The organism is Collinsella sp. CLA-ER-H3, from assembly GCF_040092425.1.
In the GTDB taxonomy this organism is placed as follows: domain Bacteria; phylum Actinomycetota; class Coriobacteriia; order Coriobacteriales; family Coriobacteriaceae; genus Collinsella.
Genome location: NZ_JBBNLP010000010.1, coordinates 1 through 24,911, shown reverse-complemented (window position 1 = coordinate 24,911; position 24,911 = coordinate 1). Strand labels below are relative to the sequence as shown.

26 protein-coding genes, 1 tRNA gene and 1 pseudogene are annotated in these 24,911 nt (G+C 61.0%); 21 read left to right on the top strand and 7 right to left on the bottom strand.

The window, feature by feature from the left end:
* Positions 1 to 8 precede the first annotated feature (8 nt).
* From AAAX32_RS08650 to AAAX32_RS08560, 19 genes are all read left to right on the top strand, one after another.
* The gene (locus tag AAAX32_RS08650) at positions 9 to 2,042 is read left to right on the top strand and encodes an ABC-F family ATP-binding cassette domain-containing protein (protein WP_349100549.1); all 2,034 of its coding nucleotides are present in this window, start codon (positions 9 to 11) and stop codon (positions 2,040 to 2,042) included.
* Positions 2,029 to 2,325, top strand: a complete 297-nt coding sequence (locus AAAX32_RS08645; protein ID WP_238057677.1) for a hypothetical protein — start codon at positions 2,029 to 2,031, stop codon at positions 2,323 to 2,325. The genes AAAX32_RS08650 and AAAX32_RS08645 overlap by 14 nt, the downstream gene beginning before the upstream one ends.
* Before the next feature lie 9 nt (positions 2,326 to 2,334).
* Positions 2,335 to 3,018, top strand: a complete 684-nt coding sequence (locus AAAX32_RS08640; protein ID WP_349100548.1) for a site-2 protease family protein — start codon at positions 2,335 to 2,337, stop codon at positions 3,016 to 3,018.
* An 84-nt stretch (positions 3,019 to 3,102) separates the two neighbouring features.
* Complete coding sequence (locus AAAX32_RS08635; RefSeq protein WP_349100547.1) at positions 3,103 to 3,912, top strand: segregation/condensation protein A; 810 nt, start codon at positions 3,103 to 3,105, stop codon at positions 3,910 to 3,912.
* Between the two features lie 11 nt (positions 3,913 to 3,923).
* Positions 3,924 to 4,652 (top strand): SMC-Scp complex subunit ScpB, encoded by a 729-nt coding sequence (gene scpB / locus AAAX32_RS08630; protein ID WP_089571912.1) that lies wholly within the window; start codon positions 3,924 to 3,926, stop codon positions 4,650 to 4,652.
* A 22-nt stretch (positions 4,653 to 4,674) separates the two neighbouring features.
* Positions 4,675 to 5,604, top strand: coding sequence for a pseudouridine synthase (locus AAAX32_RS08625; protein WP_349100607.1), 930 nt, complete (start codon positions 4,675 to 4,677; stop codon positions 5,602 to 5,604).
* Positions 5,605 to 5,670: 66 nt separating this feature from the next.
* On the top strand, positions 5,671 to 6,357 hold the full coding sequence (gene cmk, locus AAAX32_RS08620) for a (d)CMP kinase (RefSeq protein ID WP_349100546.1): 687 nt from the start codon (positions 5,671 to 5,673) through the stop codon (positions 6,355 to 6,357).
* A 3-nt stretch (positions 6,358 to 6,360) separates the two neighbouring features.
* Positions 6,361 to 7,089 (top strand): lysophospholipid acyltransferase family protein, encoded by a 729-nt coding sequence (locus AAAX32_RS08615; protein ID WP_349100545.1) that lies wholly within the window; start codon positions 6,361 to 6,363, stop codon positions 7,087 to 7,089.
* Between the two features lie 2 nt (positions 7,090 to 7,091).
* On the top strand, positions 7,092 to 7,991 hold the full coding sequence (locus tag AAAX32_RS08610) for a 4-hydroxy-3-methylbut-2-enyl diphosphate reductase (protein ID WP_349100544.1): 900 nt from the start codon (positions 7,092 to 7,094) through the stop codon (positions 7,989 to 7,991).
* Positions 7,992 to 7,993: 2 nt separating this feature from the next.
* On the top strand, positions 7,994 to 9,436 hold the full coding sequence (locus tag AAAX32_RS08605; protein ID WP_349100543.1) for a DUF512 domain-containing protein: 1,443 nt from the start codon (positions 7,994 to 7,996) through the stop codon (positions 9,434 to 9,436).
* Positions 9,437 to 9,446: 10 nt separating this feature from the next.
* Complete coding sequence (gene der / locus AAAX32_RS08600; RefSeq protein ID WP_349100541.1) at positions 9,447 to 10,781, top strand: ribosome biogenesis GTPase Der; 1,335 nt, start codon at positions 9,447 to 9,449, stop codon at positions 10,779 to 10,781.
* Complete coding sequence (gene plsY / locus AAAX32_RS08595) at positions 10,774 to 11,457, top strand: glycerol-3-phosphate 1-O-acyltransferase PlsY (RefSeq protein ID WP_349100540.1); 684 nt, start codon at positions 10,774 to 10,776, stop codon at positions 11,455 to 11,457. The genes der and plsY overlap by 8 nt, the downstream gene beginning before the upstream one ends.
* Positions 11,458 to 11,466: 9 nt before the next feature.
* Entirely contained in the window at positions 11,467 to 12,474 is a 1,008-nt protein-coding gene (locus AAAX32_RS08590; RefSeq protein WP_349100539.1) for an NAD(P)H-dependent glycerol-3-phosphate dehydrogenase, read from the top strand.
* Between the two features lie 18 nt (positions 12,475 to 12,492).
* Complete coding sequence (gene rpe, locus AAAX32_RS08585) at positions 12,493 to 13,164, top strand: ribulose-phosphate 3-epimerase (protein ID WP_349100538.1); 672 nt, start codon at positions 12,493 to 12,495, stop codon at positions 13,162 to 13,164.
* A 6-nt stretch (positions 13,165 to 13,170) separates the two neighbouring features.
* Positions 13,171 to 14,349: a cysteine desulfurase family protein gene (locus tag AAAX32_RS08580; RefSeq protein WP_349100536.1), complete on the top strand. Its 1,179-nt coding sequence runs from the start codon at positions 13,171 to 13,173 to the stop codon at positions 14,347 to 14,349.
* Entirely contained in the window at positions 14,346 to 15,155 is an 810-nt protein-coding gene (locus AAAX32_RS08575; protein ID WP_349100535.1) for a Nif3-like dinuclear metal center hexameric protein, read from the top strand. Before AAAX32_RS08580 ends, AAAX32_RS08575 begins: the two co-directional genes overlap by 4 nt.
* Entirely contained in the window at positions 15,152 to 15,871 is a 720-nt protein-coding gene (locus AAAX32_RS08570; RefSeq protein ID WP_349100534.1) for a hypothetical protein, read from the top strand. Before AAAX32_RS08575 ends, AAAX32_RS08570 begins: the two co-directional genes overlap by 4 nt.
* A gap of 3 nt (positions 15,872 to 15,874) precedes the next feature.
* Positions 15,875 to 17,086 (top strand): bifunctional phosphopantothenoylcysteine decarboxylase/phosphopantothenate--cysteine ligase CoaBC, encoded by a 1,212-nt coding sequence (coaBC, locus tag AAAX32_RS08565; protein WP_349100532.1) that lies wholly within the window; start codon positions 15,875 to 15,877, stop codon positions 17,084 to 17,086.
* Positions 17,087 to 17,166: 80 nt separating this feature from the next.
* Positions 17,167 to 17,243 (top strand) — tRNA-Pro (locus tag AAAX32_RS08560).
* A 505-nt stretch (positions 17,244 to 17,748) separates the two neighbouring features.
* Here the strand turns inward: AAAX32_RS08560 and AAAX32_RS08555 are convergent.
* From AAAX32_RS08555 to AAAX32_RS08540, 4 genes are all read right to left on the bottom strand, one after another.
* Positions 17,749 to 18,609, bottom strand: coding sequence for a DUF6273 domain-containing protein (locus AAAX32_RS08555; protein ID WP_349100530.1), 861 nt, complete (start codon positions 18,607 to 18,609; stop codon positions 17,749 to 17,751).
* A 386-nt stretch (positions 18,610 to 18,995) separates the two neighbouring features.
* Entirely contained in the window at positions 18,996 to 19,877 is an 882-nt protein-coding gene (locus tag AAAX32_RS08550; protein ID WP_349100529.1) for a DUF6273 domain-containing protein, read from the bottom strand.
* A gap of 298 nt (positions 19,878 to 20,175) precedes the next feature.
* Positions 20,176 to 20,421, bottom strand: a complete 246-nt coding sequence (locus AAAX32_RS08545; protein WP_229071678.1) for a DUF6290 family protein — start codon at positions 20,419 to 20,421, stop codon at positions 20,176 to 20,178.
* A 225-nt stretch (positions 20,422 to 20,646) separates the two neighbouring features.
* Complete coding sequence (locus AAAX32_RS08540; protein ID WP_349100528.1) at positions 20,647 to 21,513, bottom strand: DUF6273 domain-containing protein; 867 nt, start codon at positions 21,511 to 21,513, stop codon at positions 20,647 to 20,649.
* A gap of 1,255 nt (positions 21,514 to 22,768) precedes the next feature.
* Between AAAX32_RS08540 and AAAX32_RS08535 the strand changes: the two genes are divergently transcribed.
* Positions 22,769 to 23,224: a hypothetical protein gene (locus tag AAAX32_RS08535; RefSeq protein WP_138341014.1), complete on the top strand. Its 456-nt coding sequence runs from the start codon at positions 22,769 to 22,771 to the stop codon at positions 23,222 to 23,224.
* Positions 23,225 to 23,501: 277 nt separating this feature from the next.
* Positions 23,502 to 23,741, top strand: coding sequence for a hypothetical protein (locus tag AAAX32_RS08530; protein ID WP_022093933.1), 240 nt, complete (start codon positions 23,502 to 23,504; stop codon positions 23,739 to 23,741).
* Positions 23,742 to 23,753: 12 nt separating this feature from the next.
* On the opposite strand, the gene AAAX32_RS08525 is transcribed toward AAAX32_RS08530, so the two are convergent.
* The 3 genes and pseudogenes from AAAX32_RS08525 to AAAX32_RS08515 all read right to left on the bottom strand — a co-directional run.
* On the bottom strand, positions 23,754 to 23,972 hold the full coding sequence (locus AAAX32_RS08525) for a hypothetical protein (protein WP_349100527.1): 219 nt from the start codon (positions 23,970 to 23,972) through the stop codon (positions 23,754 to 23,756).
* Positions 23,973 to 24,191: 219 nt separating this feature from the next.
* Positions 24,192 to 24,620, bottom strand: coding sequence for a hypothetical protein (locus AAAX32_RS08520; RefSeq protein ID WP_349100526.1), 429 nt, complete (start codon positions 24,618 to 24,620; stop codon positions 24,192 to 24,194).
* Between the two features lies 1 nt (position 24,621).
* Positions 24,622 to 24,911 (bottom strand): annotated as a pseudogene (locus AAAX32_RS08515) (ABC transporter ATP-binding protein); the annotation flags it as partial.

The window sequence follows — 24,911 nt, the reverse complement described above, 5'->3', positions numbered from 1 at the left end:
GCGGCACCATGATCCTCCTGGTCGACAAGATCGAAAAAAGCTTCGGCGCACGCGTCCTCTTTAGCGGCGCGTCCTTCCAGATCAACCCCGGCGAGCGCTTCGCGCTCGTGGGACCCAACGGCGCCGGCAAAACCACCATGCTCAAAATCATCATGGGCATCGACAGTCCTGACGCCGGCCAGGTCCAGTACGCCAAGGACTGCCAGGTGGGCTACCTAGAGCAGGAAACCAACCTAGAGCAAAAGAACACCACCATCCTTGCCGAGGTCATGGCGGCCGCCAAGGAAATCCGCCGCATGGGAGAGCGCGCCAACGAGCTGCAGGCTCAGATCACCGAGCTCTCCGAGCAGGGCAAGGACGTCGATGCGCTCCTCAACGAGTACGGCCAGGTCCAGGACCGCTTTGAGCATCTGGGCGGCTACGAGCTCGAGAGCAACGCCCGCAAGATCCTGTCCGGCCTGGGCTTTAAGGTCACCGACTTTGAGCGCCCTTGCTCCGAGTTCTCGGGCGGCTGGCAGATGCGTATCGCGCTCGCCAAGCTCTTCCTGCGCCACCCCGACCTGCTGCTGCTGGACGAGCCCACCAACCACTTGGACCTCGAAAGCGTCCAGTGGCTGCGCGGCTTTATCGCCAACTACGACGGCGCCGTCCTCATCGTCAGCCACGACCGCGCCTTCATGGACGCCTGCGTCGACCACGTCGCCGCGCTCGAAAACCGTCGCGTGACCACCTACACCGGCAACTACAGCAGCTACCTCAAGCAGCGCGAGGACAACCTGGAGCAGATGCGCGCCAAGCGTGCCGCTCAAGAGCGCGACATCGCCCACATGCAGGTCTTCGTTGAGAAGTTCCGCTACAAGCCCACCAAGGCAGCCCAGGCCCAGGAGCGCATCCGCAAGATCGAGCAGATCAAAAAGGAGCTCGTCATTCTGCCCGAAGGCCACAAGCACATCGACTTTAAGTTTCCCGACCCACCGCGCTCCGGCGATATGGTCGTGGGCCTCGAGGGTGTGTCCAAGTCCTACGGCGACAAGCACATCTACAGTGACATCGACCTCAAGCTCTACCGCGGCGAGCATGTGGCGCTCGTCGGCCCCAACGGCGCCGGCAAGTCCACCCTCATGAAGATCCTCGCCGGCCTGGAGCCACCCACTACCGGCACCCGCGACCTGGGCACCAACGTGGGCGTGGCCTACTACGCTCAGCACGCACTCGAGGGCATGACCGAGTCAAACACCGTCCTGCAAGAGATCGACACCGTCACGCCCAAGTGGACCGTGCCGCAGCAGCGCAGCCTGCTGGGCGCCTTCCTGTTTAGCGACAACGATTCCATCGAAAAGCAGGTTCGCGTCCTTTCCGGCGGCGAAAAGGCGCGTCTGGCCCTGGCAAAGATGCTCGTGGCCCCCGAGGCGCTCCTGTGCCTGGACGAGCCCACCAACCACTTGGACATCGACTCGGTGGACATGCTCGAAAACGCCCTGCAAAACTTCCCCGGAACCATCGTGCTGATCAGCCACGACGAGCACCTGGTGCGCGCCGTTGCCAACCGCGTGATCGACATCCGCGATGGCAAGGTAACGGTCTACGACGGCGACTACGACTACTACCTCTACAAGCGCGAGGACCTTACGGCCCGCGCCGCCGCCGAGGCGGCAGGGGAGAGTGTGCCGGCCACGGCCAAGTCCGCCAAGGTCACCGCGGCCCAGCCCGATGCGCCCGCCGCTGCTTCCAAGCCGGCCGAGGGCAAAAAGACCAAGGAGCAAAAGCGCGCCGAGGCCCAGGCCCGCGCCGCGCTCAACAAAAAGCTCAAGGGCGTGCGCAACCAGCTCAAGAAGATCGAGGCGGAGCTCGACAAAAAGCGCGCCCGCTACGACGAGCTTATGGAATTGATGGCAAGCGAAGAGCTTTATGCCGATCAAGACAAGTTCAACGCCGCACTGGGGGAATATAACGGCCTTAAGCAAGAGCTACCCAAGCTCGAGGACGAATGGCTGGAGCTTTCCACCCAGATCGAAGAGGAGACCGCGCGTGAACTCTCGTAAGGCCGCCGCCGTGGCGATGAGCATCATCGCCATCGCTTGTCGCATCTGCGGCATTTTTATGAGTGCGATGACTGTGCTGCTGTGCTTTAGCGGCCTCACCGCCAAGCTGCAGATCGTCGGCTTTGTCGTCGAGCTTTCGCGCGCGCTGCCGAGTGCCATCGCCGGCTACGGCGTTATCACCTCGCCCTTTGGCGGCGTGTTCCGCTTGGATTACGCCATCGTGGCCGTCATCCTGTTTGTGGCCGACTACCTGCTCGCGCGCGCCTCGCGCCGCGTCCGCTAGGGGAGTGCCATGTCCAACAGCTACTTCATGAATCTGCTCGCCAGCGCCGTCGCCGTCATCGTAGGTATTGTTATCCACGAGAGCGCGCACGCCGCCGCTGCCTGGGCGCTCGGCGACAAGACGGCCCGCTCCCGTGGCCGCGTCTCGCTCAATCCGCTCAACCACATCGACCCGTTTGGCACCGTCCTCCTGCCGCTGCTGATGCTCGCGGCCGGCGGCCCGGTCTTCGCCTTCGCCAAGCCCGTGCCCGTCTACCTCAACAACCTCAAGCACCCCAAGCGCGACGAGGTCCTGGTGAGCGCGGCAGGCCCCGCATCGAATATCGCGCTCGCGTGCCTGGCCGCAGCCCTCATGCACTTGGCCTACGGCAACCTCTACACCAGCATGTCCTTTGCCGTAGCGTCGCAAATCATGAACTTTGGCGCCACGTTTATCGTGGTCAACCTGTCGCTCGCGTTCTTTAACCTCATCCCGATTCCGCCGCTTGACGGCTCGTCGATCATCGTGCCGTTCCTCAAAGGTAAGGCGCTCTCCAACTACTACCAGCTGCAACGATACGCCATGCCTATACTCATCATCGTGCTGTATCTGCTGCCCATGTGGACCGGCATCGATGTAATCGGCCGCTATTTCGACGTTACCGTGTATCCGCTGGCCGAGTGGCTGCTCAACTTCGCAATCGCCGGCATCTAAGGTAAACTTACAGGTCGACCGCGCAAAACGGTCGCAACATGCACCCAAACCGCGCCGCGAAGGCGCCGTCAAAGGAGGTCGAAGATGTCGTATCGCGTGTCGACGCAGGTCTACAGCGGACCGTTCGACCTGCTGCTGCAGCTGGTAACCCGCCAAAAAGTAGATATCGGCGCCATCTCCATTAGCGAGGTGGCCGAGCAATACCTGGCCGAGGCCGAGCGTATCGAGGCGCTGGACCTAGACGTGGCGAGCGACTTTTTGCTGGTCGCAGCGACCCTTTTGGACATCAAGGCTGCCTCGCTGGTGCCGCAGGAGGCCCCGCGCAAAGCCGACGACGATGACGAGTTCGACGATGACCTCGAGGAACTTAGCGCGCTCGACGGTGACGCCCTGCGTGAGGTCCTGATTCAGCGTCTGATCGCCTACAAGCAGTTTAAGGGCGCGGCGGCGGCTCTCGGGGCCCGAATGCAGGCCGAAAGCCGCATGCACCCTCGCGTGGCCGGCCCCGACCCCGAGTTTTTGGGCCTCATGCCCGACTACCTGGCCGGCATCACCCTGCGCGGCCTGGCCGTCATCTGTGCCGACCTGGACGGCAAGCGCCAGACCTTCCTGCTGGAGGCCGAGCATGTGGCGCCGCATCGCGTGCCGCTCGACCTGACCGTGGCCTCAGTCGACCGCTTTACCATGGCGCACCAAACCTGCACCTTCCGCGAGCTACTGGACGGCGATGCCACCACCGAGCAGCTCGTCGTCACCTTCCTAGCTATGCTTGAGCTCGCCAAGCGCGGCTCGCTCACGCTGAGCCAGGACGAGATCTTTGGAACCATCCGCATCAACCGCGTCGAGGGCGCCGAGGCCTATGTGCCCGGCGAGGGCCCCGAGCTCACCGAATAGGAGCCGCAACCATGTCAACCCTTTCCACGCTGGAGGCAAACAGCCTCAAAGGCGCCCTCGAGGCGCTGCTGCTGGTGTCGAGCGACCCGGTGAGTGCGCCCGCGCTGGCCGGCGCACTGGATATCGCCCCCGGCGAGTGCGCGTCACTGCTCGCCGAGCTCAAGGTTGAGTACGAGGAGGCCAACCGCGGCTTTCAGCTGCGCGAGGTCGCCGGCGGCTGGCGCCTGTTCACGCACCCCGCTTACCACGACGTGGTCGAGGCCTATGTGTTGAGCTGGGACACGCAAAAGCTGTCCCAGGCGGCGCTCGAAACCCTGGCCGTCATCGCATACCACCAGCCCGTGACGCGCGAGGTGGTCAAGGGCATCCGCGGCGTCAATTCTGACGGCGTCATCGCGTCGCTCGTGGACAAGGGCCTGGTGCGCGAGCTCGGCCGCGACCCCCAGCGCGGTCAGGCCATCATTTACGGCACGACCAACGCCTTCTTGGAAAAGTTCGGCCTGCGCTCCACCCGCGACCTGCCCGATCTGGAGCAGTTTGCCCCCGACGAGCAGTCGCGCCAGTTTATCCGCGAGCGTCTGAGCGGCCGCAGTATTCAGTCCACGCTCGAGGAACAGGCCGAGGACCTGGACGAAGAGCGTGAACTGCTCGATACCGATGTTGAAGATGTTGAGGCAGTCGAGGACTTGGAGACCCTGGTCGTCGACGAGACCTCGGAGGATTTGCATGACGAGGACTAACGAAGTAGGGGAGACGCGCGCCATGGGCAACACAGCACCCGCAACCGACGCCCAGCCCGTCTATCCGCACACCATGCGCCTGCAGCGTTTTTTGGCGCGCGCGGGCGTGGCGAGCCGCCGCGGCTCGGAGGACCTGATGACCGCCGGCCGCGTGACCGTCAACGGCCAGGTCGCGACCGAACTGGGCACCAAGGTCGACGTCGACCGGGATCACATCGAGGTCGACGGCATGCCCGTCAAGCTCAACCAGGGCGCCGTGTACTTGATGCTCTACAAGCCGACCGGCTACCTCACCACCATGAGCGATCCGCAGGAGCGCCCTTGCGTGGCCGACCTGGTCCCCCGCGACCGCTTTCCGGGACTTTTCCCGGTGGGCCGCCTGGACCGCGACACCACAGGCCTTTTGCTCTTTACCACTGACGGCGACCTTTCGCAGAACCTGCTGCACCCGAGCAAGCACGTCTACAAGACCTACCAGGCACTCGTGGACGGGCAGCTGACCGACCGCGACTTGGAGCCGCTCCGTCGCGGCATCGAGCTCGACGATGGCCTATGCCAGCCGGCGATCTGCCGCGTCATCACCGCACGCGAGGCCGAGGCTGTAGCTCCCCAGGGCGTCAAGCCCGGCACCACCGCCGTGGAGGTCATCATCCGCGAGGGTCGCAAGAATCAGGTCAAGCGCATGCTGAGCAAGATTCACCACCCGGTAATCCGTCTGCATCGCCGCAACTTTGCCGGCCTGGAGCTCAAGGACGTGTCCAAGGGCTCGTGGCGCGAGCTCACCGACCGCGAGGTACAGATCCTTAAGGCCGGCGGCATCCCGCCCAAGCAGGCGAGCGCCAAGCGCAACGGCGGCAAGCCCCAAGACACGCCCGCCAGCCGCACGCGTCACCACGGCAGCCACGGCTCCGCACCCAAGCGCAACACCTACCGCGAGCGCTACACGGGCTAGGCAACCCGCCGCACCCCAACGCCCGCGAACCATACCAGCACGCCAACCATCGAAAGGAAGCATTGCATGATCGTCGCCATCGACGGCCCCGCCGGTTCCGGCAAGTCCACCATCGCCAAGGAGATCGCCCGCCAGCTGGGCTTTAACAAGCTCGACACGGGCGCCATGTATCGCGCCGTCACCTTCGCCGCGCTCGATCGCAGCATCGATCTGGATGACGAGGCGGCCATCGACGCCCTCGCCGAGCAGATCGAGATTCGCTTTACCAACGGCACCGGTGAGGATACGCGCCTGACCATCGACGGCCAGGACGCTTCGGCTGCCATTCGCACCCCGCAGGTCGACGCCAACGTGTCCAAGGTCTCGGCCTACCCGGGCGTGCGCGCCGCCATGCTCATCCACCAGCGCCGCGCCGCCGAGGACCGCGATATCGTGGCCGAGGGTCGCGACATCGGAACCGTCGTGTTCCCTAACGCGCAGGTCAAAGTCTTCCTGACCGCCGACCCGCGCGAGCGCGCCCGTCGCCGTGTGCTGCAGCGTCACCAAAACGATGCCCAGCCGCTCACGTCCGAGCAGCTCGAGGCCGAGGTCGACGAGACCCTCGACGCCCTTAAGCAGCGCGACAAGCTCGACAGCAGCCGCGAGGTCGCCCCGCTCGTGCCCGCCGAGGACGCCGTGCACGTCGACTCCACCGCTCACACCATCGACGAGGTCGTTCGTATCATCGAGGACATCATCAACCAAAGGAGGTAGCCCATGCGCCTGTTTAAGCAGACGCCCGAGGATTATTACAACGCTCCTTATGCAGAGTTCCCAGTGCTCATCCGCGGCACCGTCGTCGTAGTCATGGCCATCCTTTGGGCCTTCTCCAAGCTCATGTGGCGTTGGAAGGTCGAGGATGCCGATCTGCTGTTTGAGCGCCAGGACGGCCGCGGGAGCGTAGTCATCTGCAACCACACCTCGATGGCCGAGCTCTTGGCCGTGGAGACGGCGCTGTTCTTTGGCGGCCGCCGCATTCGCCCCATTTTTAAGTCCGAGTTTGCCAAGAGCAAGATCGTACGCTGGGCCTTTAGCCGCGTGGGCGGTATTCCCGTCGAGCGTGGTACCGCCGACATGAAGTGCCTGCGCGCCGCCCAGCATGCGCTGCAGCGCGGCGAGGACGTCCTAATCTTCCCCGAGGGCACGCGCATCCGCTCGCGCGAGATCAAGCCCGAGGTCCACGGCGGCTTTGCACTCATCGCCCAGATGGGCAAGGCACCTGTGAACCCGCTCGCCATCTGCGGCTGGTCCGACATCACGCCCGCGGGCAAAAAGATCATGCGTCCCAAGAAATGCTGGATCCGCGCCGGCAAGGCCGTCTCGCTTTCCGACGCACCGGCCGGGCTTAAGCGCACGGAGCGCCTGGAATGGTTTGAGTCCGAGGCCATGAACCGCGTCTACGCCATGCGAGACGATCTGTGCGACGAGCATCCGGGTAGGTTCTAGCCATGAGCGAGAACGTGACAAACACCTCCGCGACTGCGTCCGACCAGGACGGCGCGCCCACCATCGAGATCGCAGCCCATGCCGGAACGTGCTACGGCGTGCAGCGCGCGCTCGACATGGCGTTGGCCGCCGCGCCGCAGGCAGGGGAGTGCGCTCAGGTCCATACCTTGGGACCGCTCATCCATAACCCCATCGTGGTGCGCGAGCTTGCTGAGGCAGGCGTTGGCCTGGCCGAGACCCTGGACGACGCAGCATCGGGTACCGTGATCATCCGCGCACACGGCGTAGTGCCGCAGGTGATCGATGCTGCCCGCAAGCGCGGCCTCAACGTGGTCGATGCCACCTGCCCCTACGTGAAGAAGGTCCATGTGGCGGCCGAGCGCCTGGTGCGCGAGGGCTACCGTGTGATCGTCGTGGGCGAGCCGGGGCACCCCGAGGTCGAGGGCATTCTAGGCCACGCAGGCGACGATGCGCAGGTCGTGAGCTGTGCCGCTGACGCCAACGCCTTGTCGCTCAAGGGCAAGGTAGGCCTCGTCGTGCAGACCACCCAGACCGCGCAGAACCTCGCCGAGGTCGTGGCGGCTATCACCCCGCGCGTGCAGGAGCTGCGTGTGATCAACACCATCTGCGCCGCCACGAGTGAGCGTCAACAGGCAGCAGCCACACTTGCCAACCGCTGCGACTGCATGGTCGTCGTGGGCGGCAAGAACTCGGGCAACACCCGCCGCCTGGCTCAAATTTGCGCAGACGCCTGCGAGCACACGCATCACATCGAGGAAGCTTCCGAGCTCCAGGGCGCGTGGTTTACCGACGCTCACCACATCGGCATCACCGCCGGAGCCTCCACCCCGCAAGAACACATCGAGCGCGCCGTCGAGCGCATCAAGGAGCTTTACCGCTAACCATGGACCAGACCGTACCCGCATACGCCGCCGAGGTGGCCGATTACGGGCGCAGCCGCGACCCCGAGCCGGGTGAGGGCGCGCTCGTAAAGAACGTGCGTCCCGAATCGCCCGCATGGGATGTGGGTATCGAGCCGGGCATGCGCGTGCTCACGGTCAACGGCGAGCAGCTCACCGACATGATCGTGTGGCTCTGGGAGGCAGACGACGACACCGTCGACCTCGAGGTTTTCGACCCGCGCGACAACAGCGTCACCCCAGTCGAGCTCGACCGCTTCCCGGGAGAGGACTGGGGCCTTGAGTTCGATGGCCCCATCTTCGACGGCATGCGCACCTGTGTAAACGCCTGCGTGTTCTGTTTTATGACGATGCTGCCCAAGGGCGGCCGCTCCACGCTCTACATTCGCGACGACGACTACCGCCTGAGCTTTTTGCAGGGCAACTTTGTCACGCTCACGAACCTTACCGACGAGGACGTGCAAAACGTCATCCAACGCAACATGAGCCCCATGAACGTGTCGGTCCACGCCGTGAGCCCCGATGTCCGCCGACGCATAATGGGCCGCAACGCCCAGCGCGGCATGGATGTGCTCGAGGCCATCATGGCCGCCGGCATCGAGATTCACGCGCAGATCGTGTTGTGCCCCGGCATGAACGACGGCGAGGAGCTGGAAAAGACCCTGCGCTTTTGCGAGGAGCACGAGCAAATCACAAGCCTGGGCATTGTGCCGCTCGGTTTTACCAAGCATCAGAACCGTTTTAGCTGGTCCTACAGCGACAAGCCCGAGCTAGCACGCGAGACCATTGCCATGATCCGTCCCTACCAGGATCGTGCCTACGAACGCTTTGGCCGCCACACCTTCCAGATGAGCGACGAGTTCTATCTGGACGCCGGCATCGATCCTCCCGAGGCAGACTTTTACGACGGTTACCCGCAGTACTACGACGGCATCGGCATGATCCGCTCGTATCTGGACGAGACCGACGACGTGCTGACTACCGACGCCGAGCGTCTGGCCCGCGTCCACGAGGCCGTCGCCGCCCGCAACCAGCGGCTTCTATGTCTCTCAGGCGCCAGCGCACGCGACACCGTGGCGCGCTTTGTGGAGTCGCCGTATGGTCTCGCCGGCACCGTCACAGCCATCAAGAACCGCTACTTTGGCGGCAATGTGGACGTGACCGGCCTCATCGTCGCGTGTGACATCTTGGAGCAGCTGCCCCAAGACCTGTCGGGGGTTATGCTCTTTGTGCCTAAGCTCATGTTCAACGCTGACGGCATGACGCTTGACGAGTATCATCGTGACGATTTACTCGCAAGCCTTACCAGTCGCGGCGCCGAGGTTCATGTGGTGTCGACCATGCCGCATGAGCTGCTCGATACCCTGGAACACATCCTTGGCATTGTGCCCGCAGACTCTAACACTTCCACTGACCCTACCCATTAAAGGAGAGCAGATGAAACCTATCGTCGCCGTCGTCGGACGCCCCAACGTGGGCAAGTCCACGCTCGTTAACCGCCTGGCCCAGACCTCGGACGCCATCGTCCACGAGTCCCGCGGCGTCACGCGCGACCGCTCGTATCACACGGCCGATTGGAACGGCCGCGAGTTCAACATCGTCGACACGGGCGGTATCGAGCCGCTCAAGAGCGATGACGTCTTCGCCACGTCCATTCGCGACCAGGCCCTCGCCGCCGCCGAGGAAGCCGCCGTCATCCTGTTTGTGGTCGACGGCCGCACCGGCGTTACCGAGGAGGACGAGTCGGTCGCTCGCATGCTCAAGCGCTGCGACAAGCCGGTCTTTCTGCTGGTGAACAAGCTCGACAACCCCGATCGCGAGAACGACAGCATCTGGGAGTTCTATTCGCTCGGCATCGGCGAGCCCACGCCGCTCTCGGCCCTGCACGGCCACGGCACGGGCGACCTGCTCGACGACATCGTGGCCCTGCTTCCCGAGGAAGAGGACGAAGTCGCCGACGAGTTCCCCGATGCGCTGAATGTCGCCATCATCGGCCGTCCCAACGCCGGTAAGTCGTCGCTGTTCAACCGCATCCTGGGCGCCGACCGCTCTATCGTGTCCAACATTGCCGGCACGACGCGCGACGCCATCGACACCGTCGTGGAGCGCAACGGCAAGCACTACCGCATGGTCGACACCGCGGGCATTCGCAAGAAGAGCACCGTGTACGAGAACATCGAGTACTACTCCATGGTCCGCGGACTGCGCGCCATCGACCGCGCCGACGTGGCGCTGCTCGTCGTCGACGCCTCCGTGGGCGTTACCGAGCAGGACCAGAAGGTCATGGGTCTTGCCATCGAGCGCGGCTGCGCCATCGTGGTGCTGCTCAACAAGTGGGACCTGCTCGACGATGACCGCAAGCGCGAGGCCTGCATGGAGACCGTCGACCGCCGTCTGGGCGTCATGGCTCCCTGGGCCCAGTACCTGCGCATCTCAGCCCTAACCGGCCGTAGCGTCGAGAAGATCTGGTCGATGGTCGACGCGGCCGAAAAGACGCGCTCGCAAAAGATCAGTACCTCACGCCTCAACACGTTCCTCACCGACCTGCGCGAGTTCGGTCATACCGTGGTGGACGGCAAGCGCCGCCTGCGTATGCACTACGTGACCCAGACGGGCGTCAACCCGCCGACGTTCACGTTCTTCGTCAACCATAGCGACCTGGTCAACGACACCTACCAGCGCTACGTGGAGAACCGCATGCGCTCGACCTTCGACTTTGCCGGCACGCCCATTCGACTCTTCTTTAGGAAGAAGGAGCAAAAGGATGCATAATCCGATTCTTCTGACCGCCATCTGCGCCGTGGTCTCGTTCTTTATCGGGGCGATTCCGTTTGGTCTGATCCTGGGCCGCGTGTTCAACCACACGGACATTCGTAAGGCAGGCTCCGGCAACATCGGCACCACCAACGCCCTGCGCGTGGCCGGCCCCAAGGTGGCCGCGCTCACGCTGCTGCTCGACTGCCTTAAGGGCGCCATCTGCGTCCTTATCGCGCGTCCGCTCATTGCCGACTTGGGCTATGGCTTCCCCGTGAGCATTATGGCCCCCGGTGCCGCCGGCGACTGGATGCTCGGCGTCATCTGCCTGGCAGCCGTGTGGGGCCATATCTTCTCGCCCTACCTCAACTTCCATGGCGGCAAGGGCATCGCAGTTGGTCTGGGCATCATCCTCGCCTGGTACTGGCCTATTGGCCTGTCGCTGCTGGGCATGTTTATCGTGGCCGTCGCCATCACCAAGTTTGTGTCGGTGGGCTCGCTTGCCGCGGCCATCGGTCTTCCCATCGCTGCCTGCACGGTCTTTCCGTACAGCAGCCTCGGACTTAAGTTTTGCATGGCGCTGATCGGCATTACTGTGGTGTGGGCCCATCGTGCGAACATCAAAAAGCTCATGACGGGTAAGGAGTCCAAGCTCTCGTTTACCAAACGCGTCACCGAGCCCGACGATAAGTAGGAGAGAGTCATGAATGTTGCGCTGATTGGCTCCGGCTCCTGGGGAACCGCCGTCGCGGGCCTTGCTGCAGCGCGAGCCGAGCGCGTGACCATGTGGGCCCATAGCGAGCAGACGGCCGCCGGCATCAATGGCGAGCACCGCAATCCCCGGTATCTGGTGGACTACGAGCTGCCCGGCAACGTTGTCGCCACCACGGACCTGTCGCAGGCGCTCGACGGCGCCGACTCCATTATCTTTGCCGTGCCCTCCACACACCTGCGCAGCGTATGTCATCAGGCAGCACTCTTCATCGCCGCCGGCACCCCGGTGCTCTGCCTCACCAAGGGCATTGAGCCCGAGTCTGGCCTGCTCATGAGCGAGGTCATCGCCAGCGAGATCGGCAACGAGTCGCGCGTGGCGGCGCTCTCGGGCCCCAACCATGCTGAGGAAATCTGCCGCGGCGGACTTTCTGCTGCCGTCATCGCAAGCAAAGATCCGCAGATAGGGGAGACCTTTAAGGACCTGCTCCTATCCACGGCCTTCCGCATCTACCTGTCGCAGGACATGACCGGCGTCGAGGTCTGCGGCGCCATGAAAAACGTTATCGCCATCGTGTGCGGCATCTCCGCCGGCACCGGTGCCGGCGACAATACGCTTGCCCTTATCATGACGCGCGGCCTGGCCGAGATCAGCCGTCTGGTGCACGCCCGCGGCGGTCAAGCTATGACCTGCATGGGACTCGCCGGCATGGGCGACCTCATTGCCACCTGCACCTCGGAGCATTCGCGCAACCGCACCTTTGGCTACGAGTTTGCCCACGGCGTGTCGCTCGACGAGTATCAGACGCGCACGCATATGGTGGTCGAAGGCGCCGTCGCGGCCCGCAGCGTCAGCGAGCTCGCCCGTTCACTGGGCGTAGACATTCCGCTCACCTTTGCCGTGGAGCAAACGCTCTACAACGGTGTTACTTTGGATAGGGCGCTCGAGATTCTTACCGACCGCGTACCCTCTCAAGAGTTCTACGGACTCACCGACTAGCGCAGAAAGGCTTCTCCCATGGGTTCCATCAAAATCGCTCCTTCGATTCTTTCGGCCGATATGGCTAACCTCAAAGGCGACCTCGACAAGATCGCCGGCGCCGACTTTGTGCACTTCGACGTCATGGACGGTCACTTTACTGGCAACCTCACCTTTGGCGTTGACATCCTCAAGGCCGTCAAGCGCTCAACTGACGTGCCGGTCGACGCGCACCTGATGGTGTCGAACCCCGACGAGACGGTCGATTGGTATGCCGACGCCGGTGCCGATATGATCACCGTGCACTACGAGGCCTCCACGCACCTGCACCGCACGCTCACGCACCTGCAGCAGCGCGGCGTTAAGGCCGGCGTGGTGCTCAATCCCGCAACGCCTGTCTGCGTGCTCGAGAGCATCATCGACGTTGTCGACATGGTGCTGCTCATGAGCGTGAACCCCGGCTTTGGCGGCCAGAGCTTTATCCCCGGTACCATTGCCAAACTGCACGAGCTCAAGGCCATGTGCGAGCGCCTCGGCGTTTCGCCCATGATCGAGGTCGACGGCGGCATTTCTTCCAAGAACATCGCCGAGGTTGTCAAGGCTGGTGCCAACGTTCTCGTGGCCGGTTCCGCCGTATTTAAGTCCGAAGATCCCGCCGCTGAGGTTGCGCTGCTGCAGAAGCTGGGCAACGAGGCTGCACAGGAGGCATAAATCCTTATGACCGCAGGTCAAAACCGCATACCCGTGAATCTTGACTATGCCGCCTCGACGCCCATGCGCGCCGAGGCGCTCCTTGCGCAGCGCGAATATGACGACAGCGAGCTTGCCGGCGTCAACCCCAACTCGCTGCACTCGCTCGGCCGCAAGGCCGCCGCGCGCCTGGAGGTTGCCCGTCGCGAGATCGCCCATAGCTTTGGCGCACGCGTCCGCCCGTCCGAGATTGTTCTGACCAACGGCGGCACCGAAGCCAACCAGCTGGCGCTGCTCGGTCTTGCCGAGGGCGCTCGTCAGCGCGATCGCAAGCGTAACCGCGTGATCGTATCTGCCATCGAGCACGATTCGATTCTGGACAACCTGCCGCTGCTGCGTGCCGCCGGCTTTACCGTCGACCTGGTGCAGCCCTGCCGCGCGGGCTACATTGAGCCTGCCGCGCTTGTCGAGCTACTAGGCGACGACGTGGCGCTCGTGAGCATCATGGTTGCCAACAACGAGACCGGCGTGGTGCAGCCCATCCGCGAGCTTGCCGCGGCCGCGCATACCGTGGGCGCCCTGTTCCACACCGATGCCATCCAGGGCTACTTGCATATTCCGCTCGATGTCACCGAGCTGGGAGTTGACGCCATGACCGTTGCCGCGCACAAGATCGGTGGCCCCGTGGCATCTGGCGCACTCTACCTTAAGAGCCGCACGCCGCTGCGTCCGCGCATCTTTGGCGGAGGACAGGAAGCCGGCCGTCGCGCCGGTACGCAGGATCTGCGCACGCAGCTGGCCTTTGCCGCTGCCGCCCGCACGCTGGTGCCCCATGTGGCCCAGGAGCGTGCGACGCTGCAAACCCTTTCCGACAAGCTCTACGCCACGCTTACGGCCCATCCGCGCATTCACGCCACGATGGGCGACTACGCGCAGACCGATCGTCTGCCGGGTATGGTTTCGATCTACGTCGACGGCATGGACTCCGAGGAGCTCATCGTCAAGCTCGACGCCGCCGGCTTTGAGGTATCGGCAGGCTCGGCGTGCTCGAGCGGCAGCATGGACCCGAGCCATGTTTTAAGCGCGATGGGCATCGGTCGCGAGCAGGCATTGGGCGCACTGCGCATTTCCTTTGATGACCGCGTGAATCCGGGCGATCTGGACGAGTTTGCCCAGACGCTGCTCTCGATCGTGGGTGCCGCATGATCGTCGCTGAGCTTGAACGTGCGCTGCTGGCGCGCTACCCCAAGGCGGACGCCGAGGGCTGGGATCATGTTGGGCTATCTGTGGGAGACCCCGCTGCTGAGATCACCGGCGTTGCCTGCGCGCTCGATGCGACCGAAGCTAATGTTCTCCGCGCCCAAGAAGCCGGTGCAAACGTGCTGCTGACGCACCATCCTGTCTATATCAAGGCGCCCGAGGCATTTTGTCCGGCGGATGCTGCACGCCCCCAATGCAGTGCGGCGCTCTACGAGGCAGCGCGTTGCGGCGTGAGCATTATCTCGCTCCACACCAACCTGGACCGCTCGCACGAAGCCCGCATCTGGCTGAGTGAGCTGCTGGGTGCCGCACCCGTCAGCTCACTGGAGCACGTGGACGACCCCGAGACCACCGGCCTGGGCGCGCTTGCAACGCTCAACGACCCATGCACGCTGCGCGATCTTGCCACCCGTGCTGCCACGGCCTTCGGCAGCGACCCGCGTGCGTGGGGCGAAGCCGAGCACGCATGCCGTACCGTCGCTATTTTAGGCGGCTCCCTGGGCGACTTTGGAGCGCTCGCCATCGCCGCGGGCGCAGATGTCATCGTAACCGGCGAGGCGGGCTACCACGTGGCGCAAGACCTTGCCTTGCGCGGGCTGCCGGTGATCTTGCTCGGCCACGACCGCTCTGAGGAGCCGTTCGTTGATATATTGATGAACTCTGCAGTTGACGCCGGGGTCAACCCCCGTCATGCGATTAAAATACTGAACCCTTGCCAATGGTGGACTGTGACAAAAGGAGAGAACTTATGAGCGCCGGCGCTACGCTACTCAAGCTGCAACAGATCGATTTGGAGCTCGCCCGCAACAAGAGCGAACTTGCCAATATGCCGGAGCTCAAGGAGCTCGCTTCCAAGCGCAAGACCTATGTGAAGCTCAAGTCCGAGATGACCAAACTCTACGCCCAGCGCAAGGATCTGGACATTGAGCTCGACGATCTCAACACCACCGAGATTCAGACCAACAACGCCATCGAGGCCGCCAAGAAGCGCCACGTCGACGGCTCCGACTACCGCGAGGTTCAGGACCTGGAGAATGAACTCGCCACCCTGGCCAAGCGTCTGGACAAGATTGAGCACACCCGCAAGGACGTCGTTGTCGCCCATAAGGAGGCGCTCGACCGCGAGGCCCGCGCACAGGCAATCATCGCCAAGTTCGAGGAGGGCGTAAAGGCCGATACCAAGGCCGCCCGCGCCAAGGCTGCCGACCTGCAGGCTCAGATTGACGCCGCTACTAAGGAGCGCACCGCGCTTGCTGCCACGCTACCGGCCGACGTGCTCACCGACTACGAGCGTCTGCTCAAGCAGTTCCGCGGCCTGGCCGTGGAGACCATCCAGGGCAACATCCCCACGGTCTGCCACACCGCGCTGCAGGCATCGTCCATGAGCGACCTCAACCATGACGGTAGCGAGATTACGCACTGCCCGTACTGCCACCGCCTCCTGGTGCTCCCGAGCAAGGAAGCTTAAACGATGGCGGCACCCAACAATTCAATGCAACTTGAGGGAAAAACGATCCTGCTGGGCATTACCGGCGGGATCGCCGCCTATAAGTCGTGCAATATCGTGCGCCTGTTGCAAAAGCGCGGCGCGCGCGTCAAGGTCGTTATGAGCAAGCATGCCACGGAGTTCGTGGGGCCGCTTACCTTCCGCGCACTCACCAATGAGCCGGTCGCGGTGGGCCTATTCGATGATCCCTCCGACCCCATCCACCACATTTCGCTGGCGCAGGAGACCGATCTGGTGGTCGTAGCGCCCGCGACGGCTAATATCATCGCCAAGATGGCCAACGGCATCGCCGATGACCTTATTTCCACCACGCTACTAGCCACACCGCGACCCATCGTGATCGCACCCGCTATGAATAACGGCATGTGGAAGGCACCGGCGACGCAGGCCAACATGGCCACGTTGCGCGAGCGCGGTGTCCATGTGGTGGGTCCGGGCAGCGGCTACCTTGCCTGCGGCGACGTGGACACGGGACGCATGAGCGAGCCGGGAGACATCGTCGAGGCTGTCTGTGAGGTGCTCAACCCCGCGCCTCAGGACCTGGCGGGCAAGCGCGTCGTGATTACCGCCGGCCCCACGCACGAGCCGATCGACCCCGTGCGATTCATCGGCAACCGCTCTTCGGGCAAGATGGGCATCGCCCTGGCGGGGGAGGCCGCACGCCGCGGTGCCGAAGTCACGCTCGTGTTGGGACCGACATCGCTCGATGTTCCCCGCGGCGTGGAGTGCGTGCGCGTGCAAACCGCCGCAGAGATGCTCCAGGCGGCACTGAGCGCCTTTCAGACGGCCGATGCGGCAATTTGTGCGGCTGCCGTCGCCGACTATACCCCGGCGGCCCCTGCCGACCATAAGCTCAAAAAGGTTAACGAGCGCCTGGATCGAATCGAGCTCGTCGAGACCGTTGACATCTTAGCCGAGCTTTCGCGTCAGAAGGGCGAGCGATGCGTGATCGGCTTTGCGGCCGAGACCGATAACGTTGTCGAGTACGCCGAGCGCAAATTGGCACGCAAAGGTTGCGATGCCATTATCGCCAACGATGTCTCACGCGCCGATTCGGGCTTTGGAACCGACACTAACAAGGCCTGGATTGTAAGCACAGCGGGCACGCAAGAACTCCCCGTGCTAACAAAACCCCAGCTCGCAAATACAATTTTGGACTTGCTTCAAAATATTTAAAAAAGTTCTTGCACAAGGGCAAAGTTTCGGGTTAATATATTCACTGTTGCGAGCGAGAGCAGAGCAACAAACAAAAGCTTCGGGACGTGGCGCAGCTTGGTAGCGCACTTGACTGGGGGTCAAGGGGTCGCTGGTTCGAATCCAGTCGTCCCGACCAGAAGTTTGCAGGTCAGGCACTTAGTGCCTGACCTTTTTTGTTTTAAGCAATTGCTTAATTTTGATTAATCAACAGGGTGCCAAAAATCTACCTACGCGATAATCGCCTTTTGCGGCTACTTGCGCGTTTTGCACGCGCTTGAGCCGATTTATTAACGCGATGTGAATCTACATACGCGTAGCTGGTATACAGCCGAGTACGGGCTGTATTTATCACGGCGATTTACACAGATATAGCGACTATAGTGAACAAGCGTGTCGCTGTATTTATTCCAGTAGTTCACTTGATCGGTGGACAAGTGGGCTGCTGCAACGAAACGCCAAGCGGGACGGGCTCTATACGAGGACGCCGCAGGGGTAATGGCGGGGGAGTGCGGCGGGCGCTCTGAGAGCCGCTGTATGACCCCATTTCACCTCAACCCGACAACTATGCTTCAAGACGAGAATCGTTCGTTTGGTTGCCAAAAGAAAAGCCCGCACAGCCTGTGCGGGCTTAACAGCTGAGGCTAGAAGCACCAGGCGGGGCGGACGCAATTCGAGACCGTCGCATTGTCACTGATCGCCGGATCGCCGCCGGCGTGGACACGGAGGAAGAACGTAGAGTGGTCCGGACGCACCGAACGTTCCCACCAATAGCTGCCACTGGCAATGGCAGGGTTGTCCGAATAGCTATTCATCACCTTGCCCTTGAAGGCCTCGTACTGGGTTCCCTCGGAGGAGCTCCAGGGGTAGTCGGAAGCCCAATAGGAGGTGGGGACGATCTCGGAGTAGCTGAGCAGAAACAGCTTGTCGGAGGTAGCCGTCACGGCGGCATTCTTGTTCGCGTTACCGCCGCCGACGTTGTTCGTGAGCTTCCTAACCGATTTAACCTTGGATTGGAAATCGGCGGGCATCAGGTTCCAGATCTCGCCCGAATTCATCTTCGCACGGAGTTCGGATGCCTCCCATCCGCCATCGCTGGTTTTCATGGCGTTCATGCGGGACGAAATATCCGTCGAGGTGGTGAGGAACGTCAGTCCCGCCTTGCCGGTGCCGTCGGCCAAGTCGTCGTGGTTGATGCCGATGATACGGTACTCGAGCGTCTGTCCGTCCGTCAGCTTCATCGAGAACTTCGTTCCCGCATCCATCGCGGCCTTTGCCTTGGCGTACGCCGGCGATGCCTCGCCCTTGGAGGCGATGTCCTCGGCAACCGCTTTCTGCTCCTCGAGCGTCCAGTCCTTCGCGTCCTTGGCGACGGCCGCCTGGACGGTCGCGGAATCGGCCCCGGCGGAGCCTCCACCGGACGCGCCTCCCTCTACGCCGCCGGTCGTCCCGTTGTTCACCGTATTGCCGACCAAGTTGAACTGGTTTCGGATGGCCCCCGCCACGCCGGGTCCCGCGAACACGATGACCAGGCCGATGATCGCGATGATCAGGACGTACTCGATGACACTTTGCCCTCGGAGAAGAGTACCTCTAGGAGATACCCCCCCCCGAAGGTTAATTGCCGCTGCATGCATATGCGGCTCCCTTCGCTCAGGGTTTGTAGATACGGCTCGAGGGTAGGGCTATTTCAGATTTCTGCACCGGTCTTGCCGCTGCGGCAACGGAGCTCGTAGGGGAGTGTGGCAGGTGCTCTGAGAGCCGCTGCATGGCCCCATTTCCCCTCAACCCGATTACCTGTGCCACGAACTTCAAACCGTTCGTTCGGTTGCCAAAAGAAAAGCCCGCACGACTTCGCGCAGGCTTTTCGCTAGACAAGCTAGAAGACAAGCTAGAAACACCAGGCGGGACAGACAACCTTTGAATATTTTGCGTTTTGAGCATTTGATGCCAAACCTCCTGAAAGGACATCAAGAAAATCCGTCGGATTATAGTAGGTCGGACGAAGAGAGCGCTCCCAAAAGGCGTCGCCGTTACTCAAAGAATTCCCAAGTTGACTTTTATTCTCGGGTGTTCTGAACACTTCGTACTGAGTCCCTTCTTTACTGAGCCAACTGTTCGGCGGCCATTTAGCGCCATTTTCGGTTACTTCGGGGTTATCAACTATTTCCGAATAGCTAAGCAGGAACAGTTTGTCGGTGGTAGCCGTCACGGCGGCGTCCTTGTTCTCGATACCGCTGTCGACGTTGTTCGTGAGCTTCCTGACGGATTTCACCTTGGACTGGAAATCTGAGGGCATGAGGTTCCAGATTTCACCCGAGTTCATTTTCCCGCGGAGCTCTGACTTCTCCCAACCGCCGATAGTCTTGCCATCGGGATTCATGCGTGAGGAGATATTCGTTGATGTTGTAAAGAATGTAAGACCTGCCTTGCCGGACCCGTCCGCGAGTTCGTCGTGGTTGATACCGATGATTCGGTAGGTCAGCGTCTTGCCGTCCGTCAGCTTCACCGAGAACTTCGTCCCAGCGTCCATCGCAGCCTTTGCCTTGGCATAGGCGAGAGACGAAGTCCCGTTTTTGGCGAGGTCTTTGGCAACCGCCTCCTGCTCGTCGAGTGTCCAGTCCTTCGCTTCCTTGGCGACGGCCGCCTGGACGGTCGCGGAATCGGCGCCTGTGGAGCCGCCGCCGGACGCGCCTCCCTCGGTGCCGCCGGTCGTCCCATTGTTCACCGTGTTGCCGACCAGGTTGAACTGGTTGCGGATGGCTCCGGCCACGCCTGGTCCCGCCAACACGATGACCAGGTCGATTACCGCGATGATCAGGACATACTCGATGATAGATTGGGCTCGGAGGCGGACACCTCTAGGAGATACCCCCCCCCCCGAAGGTTCTGCGCCGCTGCATACATATGCGACACTCCCTTCGTATGGGGATTGATATTGCATGCAGGAGCGTACGTTAGAGCGAACCGATCAGCCCGTAACGTGCCGCTGCGGCAACGGTAGCGGCGGGGGAAAGAGTCAGGCGCTCTGAGAGCAGCCATGACGCCCGCTTCGGGCGTTGCCCGCATTCCTATCGAGTCAACCGCTTCATACCTTTAGACAGACGAATGAAAGCCATAGAAAAGCGGGATCCGGCTATAAGCCGGACCCCGCCCAAGGCCTCGTTGTAGGCCTCGGTGTCCGCCATGTCCTCAGCCTTCTCGAGCGCGGCCCTTCTCACGAACTCGGAAAAGGACATGCCCGCGGCGTCCGCATTATCCCGAATCGAAGCTCTTTCGTCCTCATCGAACTTGACCGCAATCTCGCACATCGCCATGGCCGCTCCCGTCAGCGCCGTCATCTGAGTGAGTCAATTATCCACCCACCGCGTACTTCCCGAACTCGAAACGCCAAGCAGGATGAGGCTCTACACGAGGACGCCGCAGAGGTACTGGCGGAGGAGCGCGGCAGGCGCTCTAAGAGCCACTGTATGACCCATTTTCTCCTCAACCCGATAACTATGCTTCAAGACGACAATCGTTCGCGCGGTTACCAAAAGAAACTAGAAACACCAGGCGGGGCAGACGTAACCATAGCTCGACGCAAAGATGTTGCTCGACGGAGTGCCGTGGTTGTCGACATAGAGGAAGCGCACAGAGTTGTCTGGAAGCACCGAACGCTCCCACGAACCGCCGCCTGTGGCAATGGCAGGGTTGCCCGAGTGGCTATTCATCACCTTGCCCTTGAAGGCCTCGTACTGGGTTCCCTCTTGTCCAATCCATGAATAGTCAGACCAATCGCTATATGGGGTCTCGACGATTTCGGAGTAGCTGAGCAGGAAGAGCCTGTCGGAGGTCGCCGTCACGGCGGCATTCTTGTTTGCGCTGCCGCCGCCGACGTTGTTCGTGAGTTTCTTGACGGCCTTCACCTTGGACTGGAAATCGACGGGCATCAGGTTCCAGATCTCACCGGAGTTCATTTCCTTACGGAGCTCCGACTTCTCCCAGCCGCCGGCGTTGGTGTCCGTGGCGTTCACGCGGGAAGCAAAGCTATTCGAGGTGGTAAGGAACGTCAAGCCCGCCTTGCCGCTACCGTCGACAAGGTCGTCGTGGTTGATGCCGATAATGCGGTATCTGAGGGTCCGTCCATCGGTCAGTTCCATCGAGAACTTGATGCCGGCATCCATGGCGGCCTTCGCCTTGGCGTACGCAGGCGATGCCTCGCCCTTCGCGGCGATGTCCTCGGCCACGGCTTTCTGCTCACCGAGCGTCCAGTCCTTCGCGTCCTTGACGACGGCCGCCTGGACGGTCGCGGAATCGGCGCCTGTGGAGCCGCCGCCGGATGCACCGCCGCCCTCGGTGCCAGCGCCAGTCCCGCTGTTCACCGTGTTGCCGACCAGGTTGAACTGGTTGTGGATGGCCCCCGCCACGCCGGGTCCGGCGAACGCGATCACCAGGCCGATGACGGCGATGATTAGGACGTACTCGATGATTGATTGGCCTCGGAGAAGAGTACCTCTAGGAGATACCCCCCCCCGAAGGTTAATTGCCGCTGCATGCATATGCGACACTCCCCTCGCTCAGGGTTTGTAGATACATTGCCGAGCGTAGGGCTATTCCATAATTCTGCTCCGGTCTTGCCGCAGCGGCAACCGCATCGCAAAAATAGCCAAAACGCCCATTCGAAACCAAACGCCCAGGTAAACGGCTTAACACAATCGCGAATACGACCCCAAAAAAAACCTACTTGGATACCCGCTAGGGGTACCTGTTTTCAGGCACCTTAAATCGCCTCTCGTTGCCTCGTTTTTTCGGCTACTCAGTAAAAAATAGGGGAGTACGCCAGTACTCCCCCTAAATCGTTTATATCCCGGTTGCTGCCTGCCAGTCTGCTCTCTCAAGCCTAGGCTTGAGCGCGGGGGGCTTAGGCCCCTAGGCTTGAACGTACTTGAGGTCAAGCTCTCCAGGCGCGTCCACGCACACCGCGCCGAACGTCAGGTTTACCAGCCGGGGCTGAGCTCCATAAGAGCAAAATCATTCTAGCGCTTACTATCAAGGATATCCGTCGTAGTGGCGGCTATCCGGCAAACGATCGTACTCTCGTGGTCCCGTTTCGAGTAATTCTTTGGCACGGTCAGGAGCATAGCGAACGGTTTCCGCTGTTCCGCTCATGTACATGGACGATGAATGAACTTCGATAGCAAACGCAATTTGGTTTTTGAAATATGGACGAATTCCTTGTCAGGAGGGTAGAATGATGCCAACGGCAGCCCAAGTTGTAGAGAGCTGGGCAGAGCCGTTGCTTAATGAAGTTGGGTCATCGTCTTAGCGACGGTGGCCTTTCTTTTTGGGCTTCGAGCCCTGCTTGAGTGCCTTGGAAGGGCCGTGAGGAGCGAGACCATAGCGGTCAGGAGCTTCACGAGCTCGGTGAAATCGGTCATGGGCATCACCTCCCATCAAATGGAGGGCTCTGCCCGGCACGAGGGCTGCCGACAGCAAGGACGATTCTATCAGAGCGGCTGACTCCCGCCCGATATTACCATCCCACCGCGCCTGTGCAAAAAAGAGGGCCGCCAAACAGCGACCCTCCAGCGAAAGTGCAGTTATTTAGGACAGTCAAATTCTTTGAATAACAAATGACTGCTGTATAATTACATAATAAAGTTCACCCGGAAGGAGCGATCGATGAAAAGCAAACGATTTGCCCTGAATGCACTTCTGGTAGTAGCAATATTGACGCTCTTCGTCTTTTCGGACTCATACATGAATCAGCCAAGATTTGGATATGCTTTATACGCTGTGTTTTCCGGCGAAACAACTTACAACACTTACAACACTATTGGCTTCATTGACGCAATCTTTTTCTATGTAGTCGGCCCCTTATCAAGCGAACTGGTCGCTTTCCTTGTCTGCCTCAACCTGAATCAACGAAGCCAAACTCATTCAGCGACTTCGGCCAAACAAGGAATCAATCTCTTCGCAATAACGATAATTCTGCAAATTCTGACAGTGTTGATTATCGCCCTGACCGCAACAAACGTTTTGAAGTATGAGTTCGGATTCATCGCGAGTTGCCTGATGGCAATTGCCGCGGGTATAGCGGTCTCGTATACGACACCGGCAAAGAAGTGGCTCAACTAACAGGGCCTATTTGGAATCCGAATCGTCCATGGAGCCGTCGATGCCGGTTTTGGTGTCGTCGTCCGTATTGGAATCGTCATCCTTGGGGCTTATAGGACAAAATGTGTATATCTCATAATGTATACGTTGCACCATGAGAGAGGGGTCTGTCATGAGCTGGAAACCGAGAAAATGCGTTATCGCCGGTCTCGTGACAACCGGTCCCGGCGGCGGCTTGTTTGTAACCGCAATGACATCGTACCGACTTTTCACTTGCATGTTCTGAAAGGAAGTTGCCATGCTGTCGCAAAATCAATCGAGATACTTGACCACAATCGGCTTTGCCCTGCTTGCATTACTCTTTGCTAGCGACCTTTTGCTGAAACCGCCCAAGGAACTCGTTTCGCTTGCCATAGCCTGCATTTCCGCCCTTTACTTTACGGCAACCCTATTCGTCGGACTAAAGGAGAGGAAAAAGGGCGCAGTCGTTGCATCTGCCGTAGGCGTGATCATAGCCATTGCCTCATTCTTTATCTGACACATTGGTGATCTAGGGGCGATATCGTAGGAATACGACCGTGAGAGCCGGGACCAGATTGCCCGGGTTGCCCGGTCGGCTCGCGCGACGGCGCAGCGGTTCCACAGAAAGCTCTCCGGACTTCACGCCGTTTCTGATCGCATTGTAGACAGCCATCTCGTCTTCGCAGTCGGCGAGCACGCGGTATGCGTCGTCGTTTTGGATGTCCAGTAAATCTCGAAGGTCCTCCATGCACCAGCGTCCGAGATTTGGCCATGCGCGTTGCGCGAGCTGATAGGTGTCGATTGCGATGTTGTAGTTAAAGTCCAGGCCAAAGCCGTCCCAGGCAGAACGGCTTTGTTTCCTTGATTATCAACTTCATCCGGACACTTCCCGCATTCATCCGTGTGTGTACGGATGAATGCGGGGTTCAATACCCCGGCGGCCTTATCGGAAGACCGCCGGGAATTCTCACTCCTCGATAAAAGCCGGCACTCGGTTAGTCCCGCGCATCTTGAAATCGCCAGACTCGTGGGAGACGTAGAGAATGCCGTCCATCCCATCTCGCGATGCATACGACAGGTGAACAGAACCGCAATCCGCTCCATCATTGTCGAGAAGATCGAACGAATTCGGCTCGCTCGTTGCGGCCAAACGACCACTCAGACAAGAGCCATCGTCATTACAGATTTGCCATTCCATGTCTTCGCCTGCAAGAATCGCCATAGACGACCTGGTCACGCCATCGTTGACATACATCCCGTCTATGCCAAACCCATTTTCAGCGCCATCGATGAACGACTGCTCGGACCTATACCTCGCAAATGATGCACATAGCACCATTGCAAGACAAAGTACAAAGCCAACAATCGCCATCTTTGCATAGCTCTTGCCTATCATGTCATTCACCTCCTTCGTATGTATCGAGGTATTCCTGCTTGAGCGTCTGCGAGGACGACTCGATCTTTTCCACGAGCGTGCCGGCCTCGATGAAGTAGAACGAGTTGGTGAGGTCTGCCAGGTCGTCGAGCAGATGGCTTGAAATGAGCACGCTTCGTCCCCGTGCCACCTCGCTGCGCATCGCGTCGCAGGAGGTTTTCCGTTTTCCCGGATCGAGGCCGTTCAGCGGTTCATCGAGGATGAGGTACGGGCAATCGGTCGATATCGCCATGGCAAGCTTTACCTGCTGCT

Excerpts from the sequence above, each read along its gene's own strand:
- AAAX32_RS08650 (WP_349100549.1), top strand. The coding sequence starts at position 9 with ATGATCCTCCTGGTCGACAAGATCGAAAAAAGCTTCGGCGCACGCGTC.
- AAAX32_RS08640 (WP_349100548.1), top strand. The coding sequence starts at position 2,335 with ATGTCCAACAGCTACTTCATGAATCTGCTCGCCAGCGCCGTCGCCGTC.
- AAAX32_RS08635 (WP_349100547.1), top strand. The coding sequence starts at position 3,103 with ATGTCGTATCGCGTGTCGACGCAGGTCTACAGCGGACCGTTCGACCTG.
- scpB (WP_089571912.1), top strand. The coding sequence starts at position 3,924 with ATGTCAACCCTTTCCACGCTGGAGGCAAACAGCCTCAAAGGCGCCCTC.
- AAAX32_RS08625 (WP_349100607.1), top strand. The coding sequence starts at position 4,675 with ATGGGCAACACAGCACCCGCAACCGACGCCCAGCCCGTCTATCCGCAC.
- cmk (WP_349100546.1), top strand. The coding sequence starts at position 5,671 with ATGATCGTCGCCATCGACGGCCCCGCCGGTTCCGGCAAGTCCACCATC.
- AAAX32_RS08615 (WP_349100545.1), top strand. The coding sequence starts at position 6,361 with ATGCGCCTGTTTAAGCAGACGCCCGAGGATTATTACAACGCTCCTTAT.
- AAAX32_RS08610 (WP_349100544.1), top strand. The coding sequence starts at position 7,092 with ATGAGCGAGAACGTGACAAACACCTCCGCGACTGCGTCCGACCAGGAC.
- AAAX32_RS08605 (WP_349100543.1), top strand. The coding sequence starts at position 7,994 with ATGGACCAGACCGTACCCGCATACGCCGCCGAGGTGGCCGATTACGGG.
- der (WP_349100541.1), top strand. The coding sequence starts at position 9,447 with ATGAAACCTATCGTCGCCGTCGTCGGACGCCCCAACGTGGGCAAGTCC.
- plsY (WP_349100540.1), top strand. The coding sequence starts at position 10,774 with ATGCATAATCCGATTCTTCTGACCGCCATCTGCGCCGTGGTCTCGTTC.
- AAAX32_RS08590 (WP_349100539.1), top strand. The coding sequence starts at position 11,467 with ATGAATGTTGCGCTGATTGGCTCCGGCTCCTGGGGAACCGCCGTCGCG.
- rpe (WP_349100538.1), top strand. The coding sequence starts at position 12,493 with ATGGGTTCCATCAAAATCGCTCCTTCGATTCTTTCGGCCGATATGGCT.
- AAAX32_RS08580 (WP_349100536.1), top strand. The coding sequence starts at position 13,171 with ATGACCGCAGGTCAAAACCGCATACCCGTGAATCTTGACTATGCCGCC.
- AAAX32_RS08575 (WP_349100535.1), top strand. The coding sequence starts at position 14,346 with ATGATCGTCGCTGAGCTTGAACGTGCGCTGCTGGCGCGCTACCCCAAG.
- AAAX32_RS08570 (WP_349100534.1), top strand. The coding sequence starts at position 15,152 with ATGAGCGCCGGCGCTACGCTACTCAAGCTGCAACAGATCGATTTGGAG.
- coaBC (WP_349100532.1), top strand. The coding sequence starts at position 15,875 with ATGGCGGCACCCAACAATTCAATGCAACTTGAGGGAAAAACGATCCTG.
- AAAX32_RS08545 (WP_229071678.1), bottom strand. The coding sequence starts at position 20,421 with ATGGCGATGTGCGAGATTGCGGTCAAGTTCGATGAGGACGAAAGAGCT.
- AAAX32_RS08535 (WP_138341014.1), top strand. The coding sequence starts at position 22,769 with ATGAAAAGCAAACGATTTGCCCTGAATGCACTTCTGGTAGTAGCAATA.
- AAAX32_RS08530 (WP_022093933.1), top strand. The coding sequence starts at position 23,502 with ATGCTGTCGCAAAATCAATCGAGATACTTGACCACAATCGGCTTTGCC.
- AAAX32_RS08525 (WP_349100527.1), bottom strand. The coding sequence starts at position 23,972 with ATGGAGGACCTTCGAGATTTACTGGACATCCAAAACGACGACGCATAC.
- AAAX32_RS08520 (WP_349100526.1), bottom strand. The coding sequence starts at position 24,620 with ATGATAGGCAAGAGCTATGCAAAGATGGCGATTGTTGGCTTTGTACTT.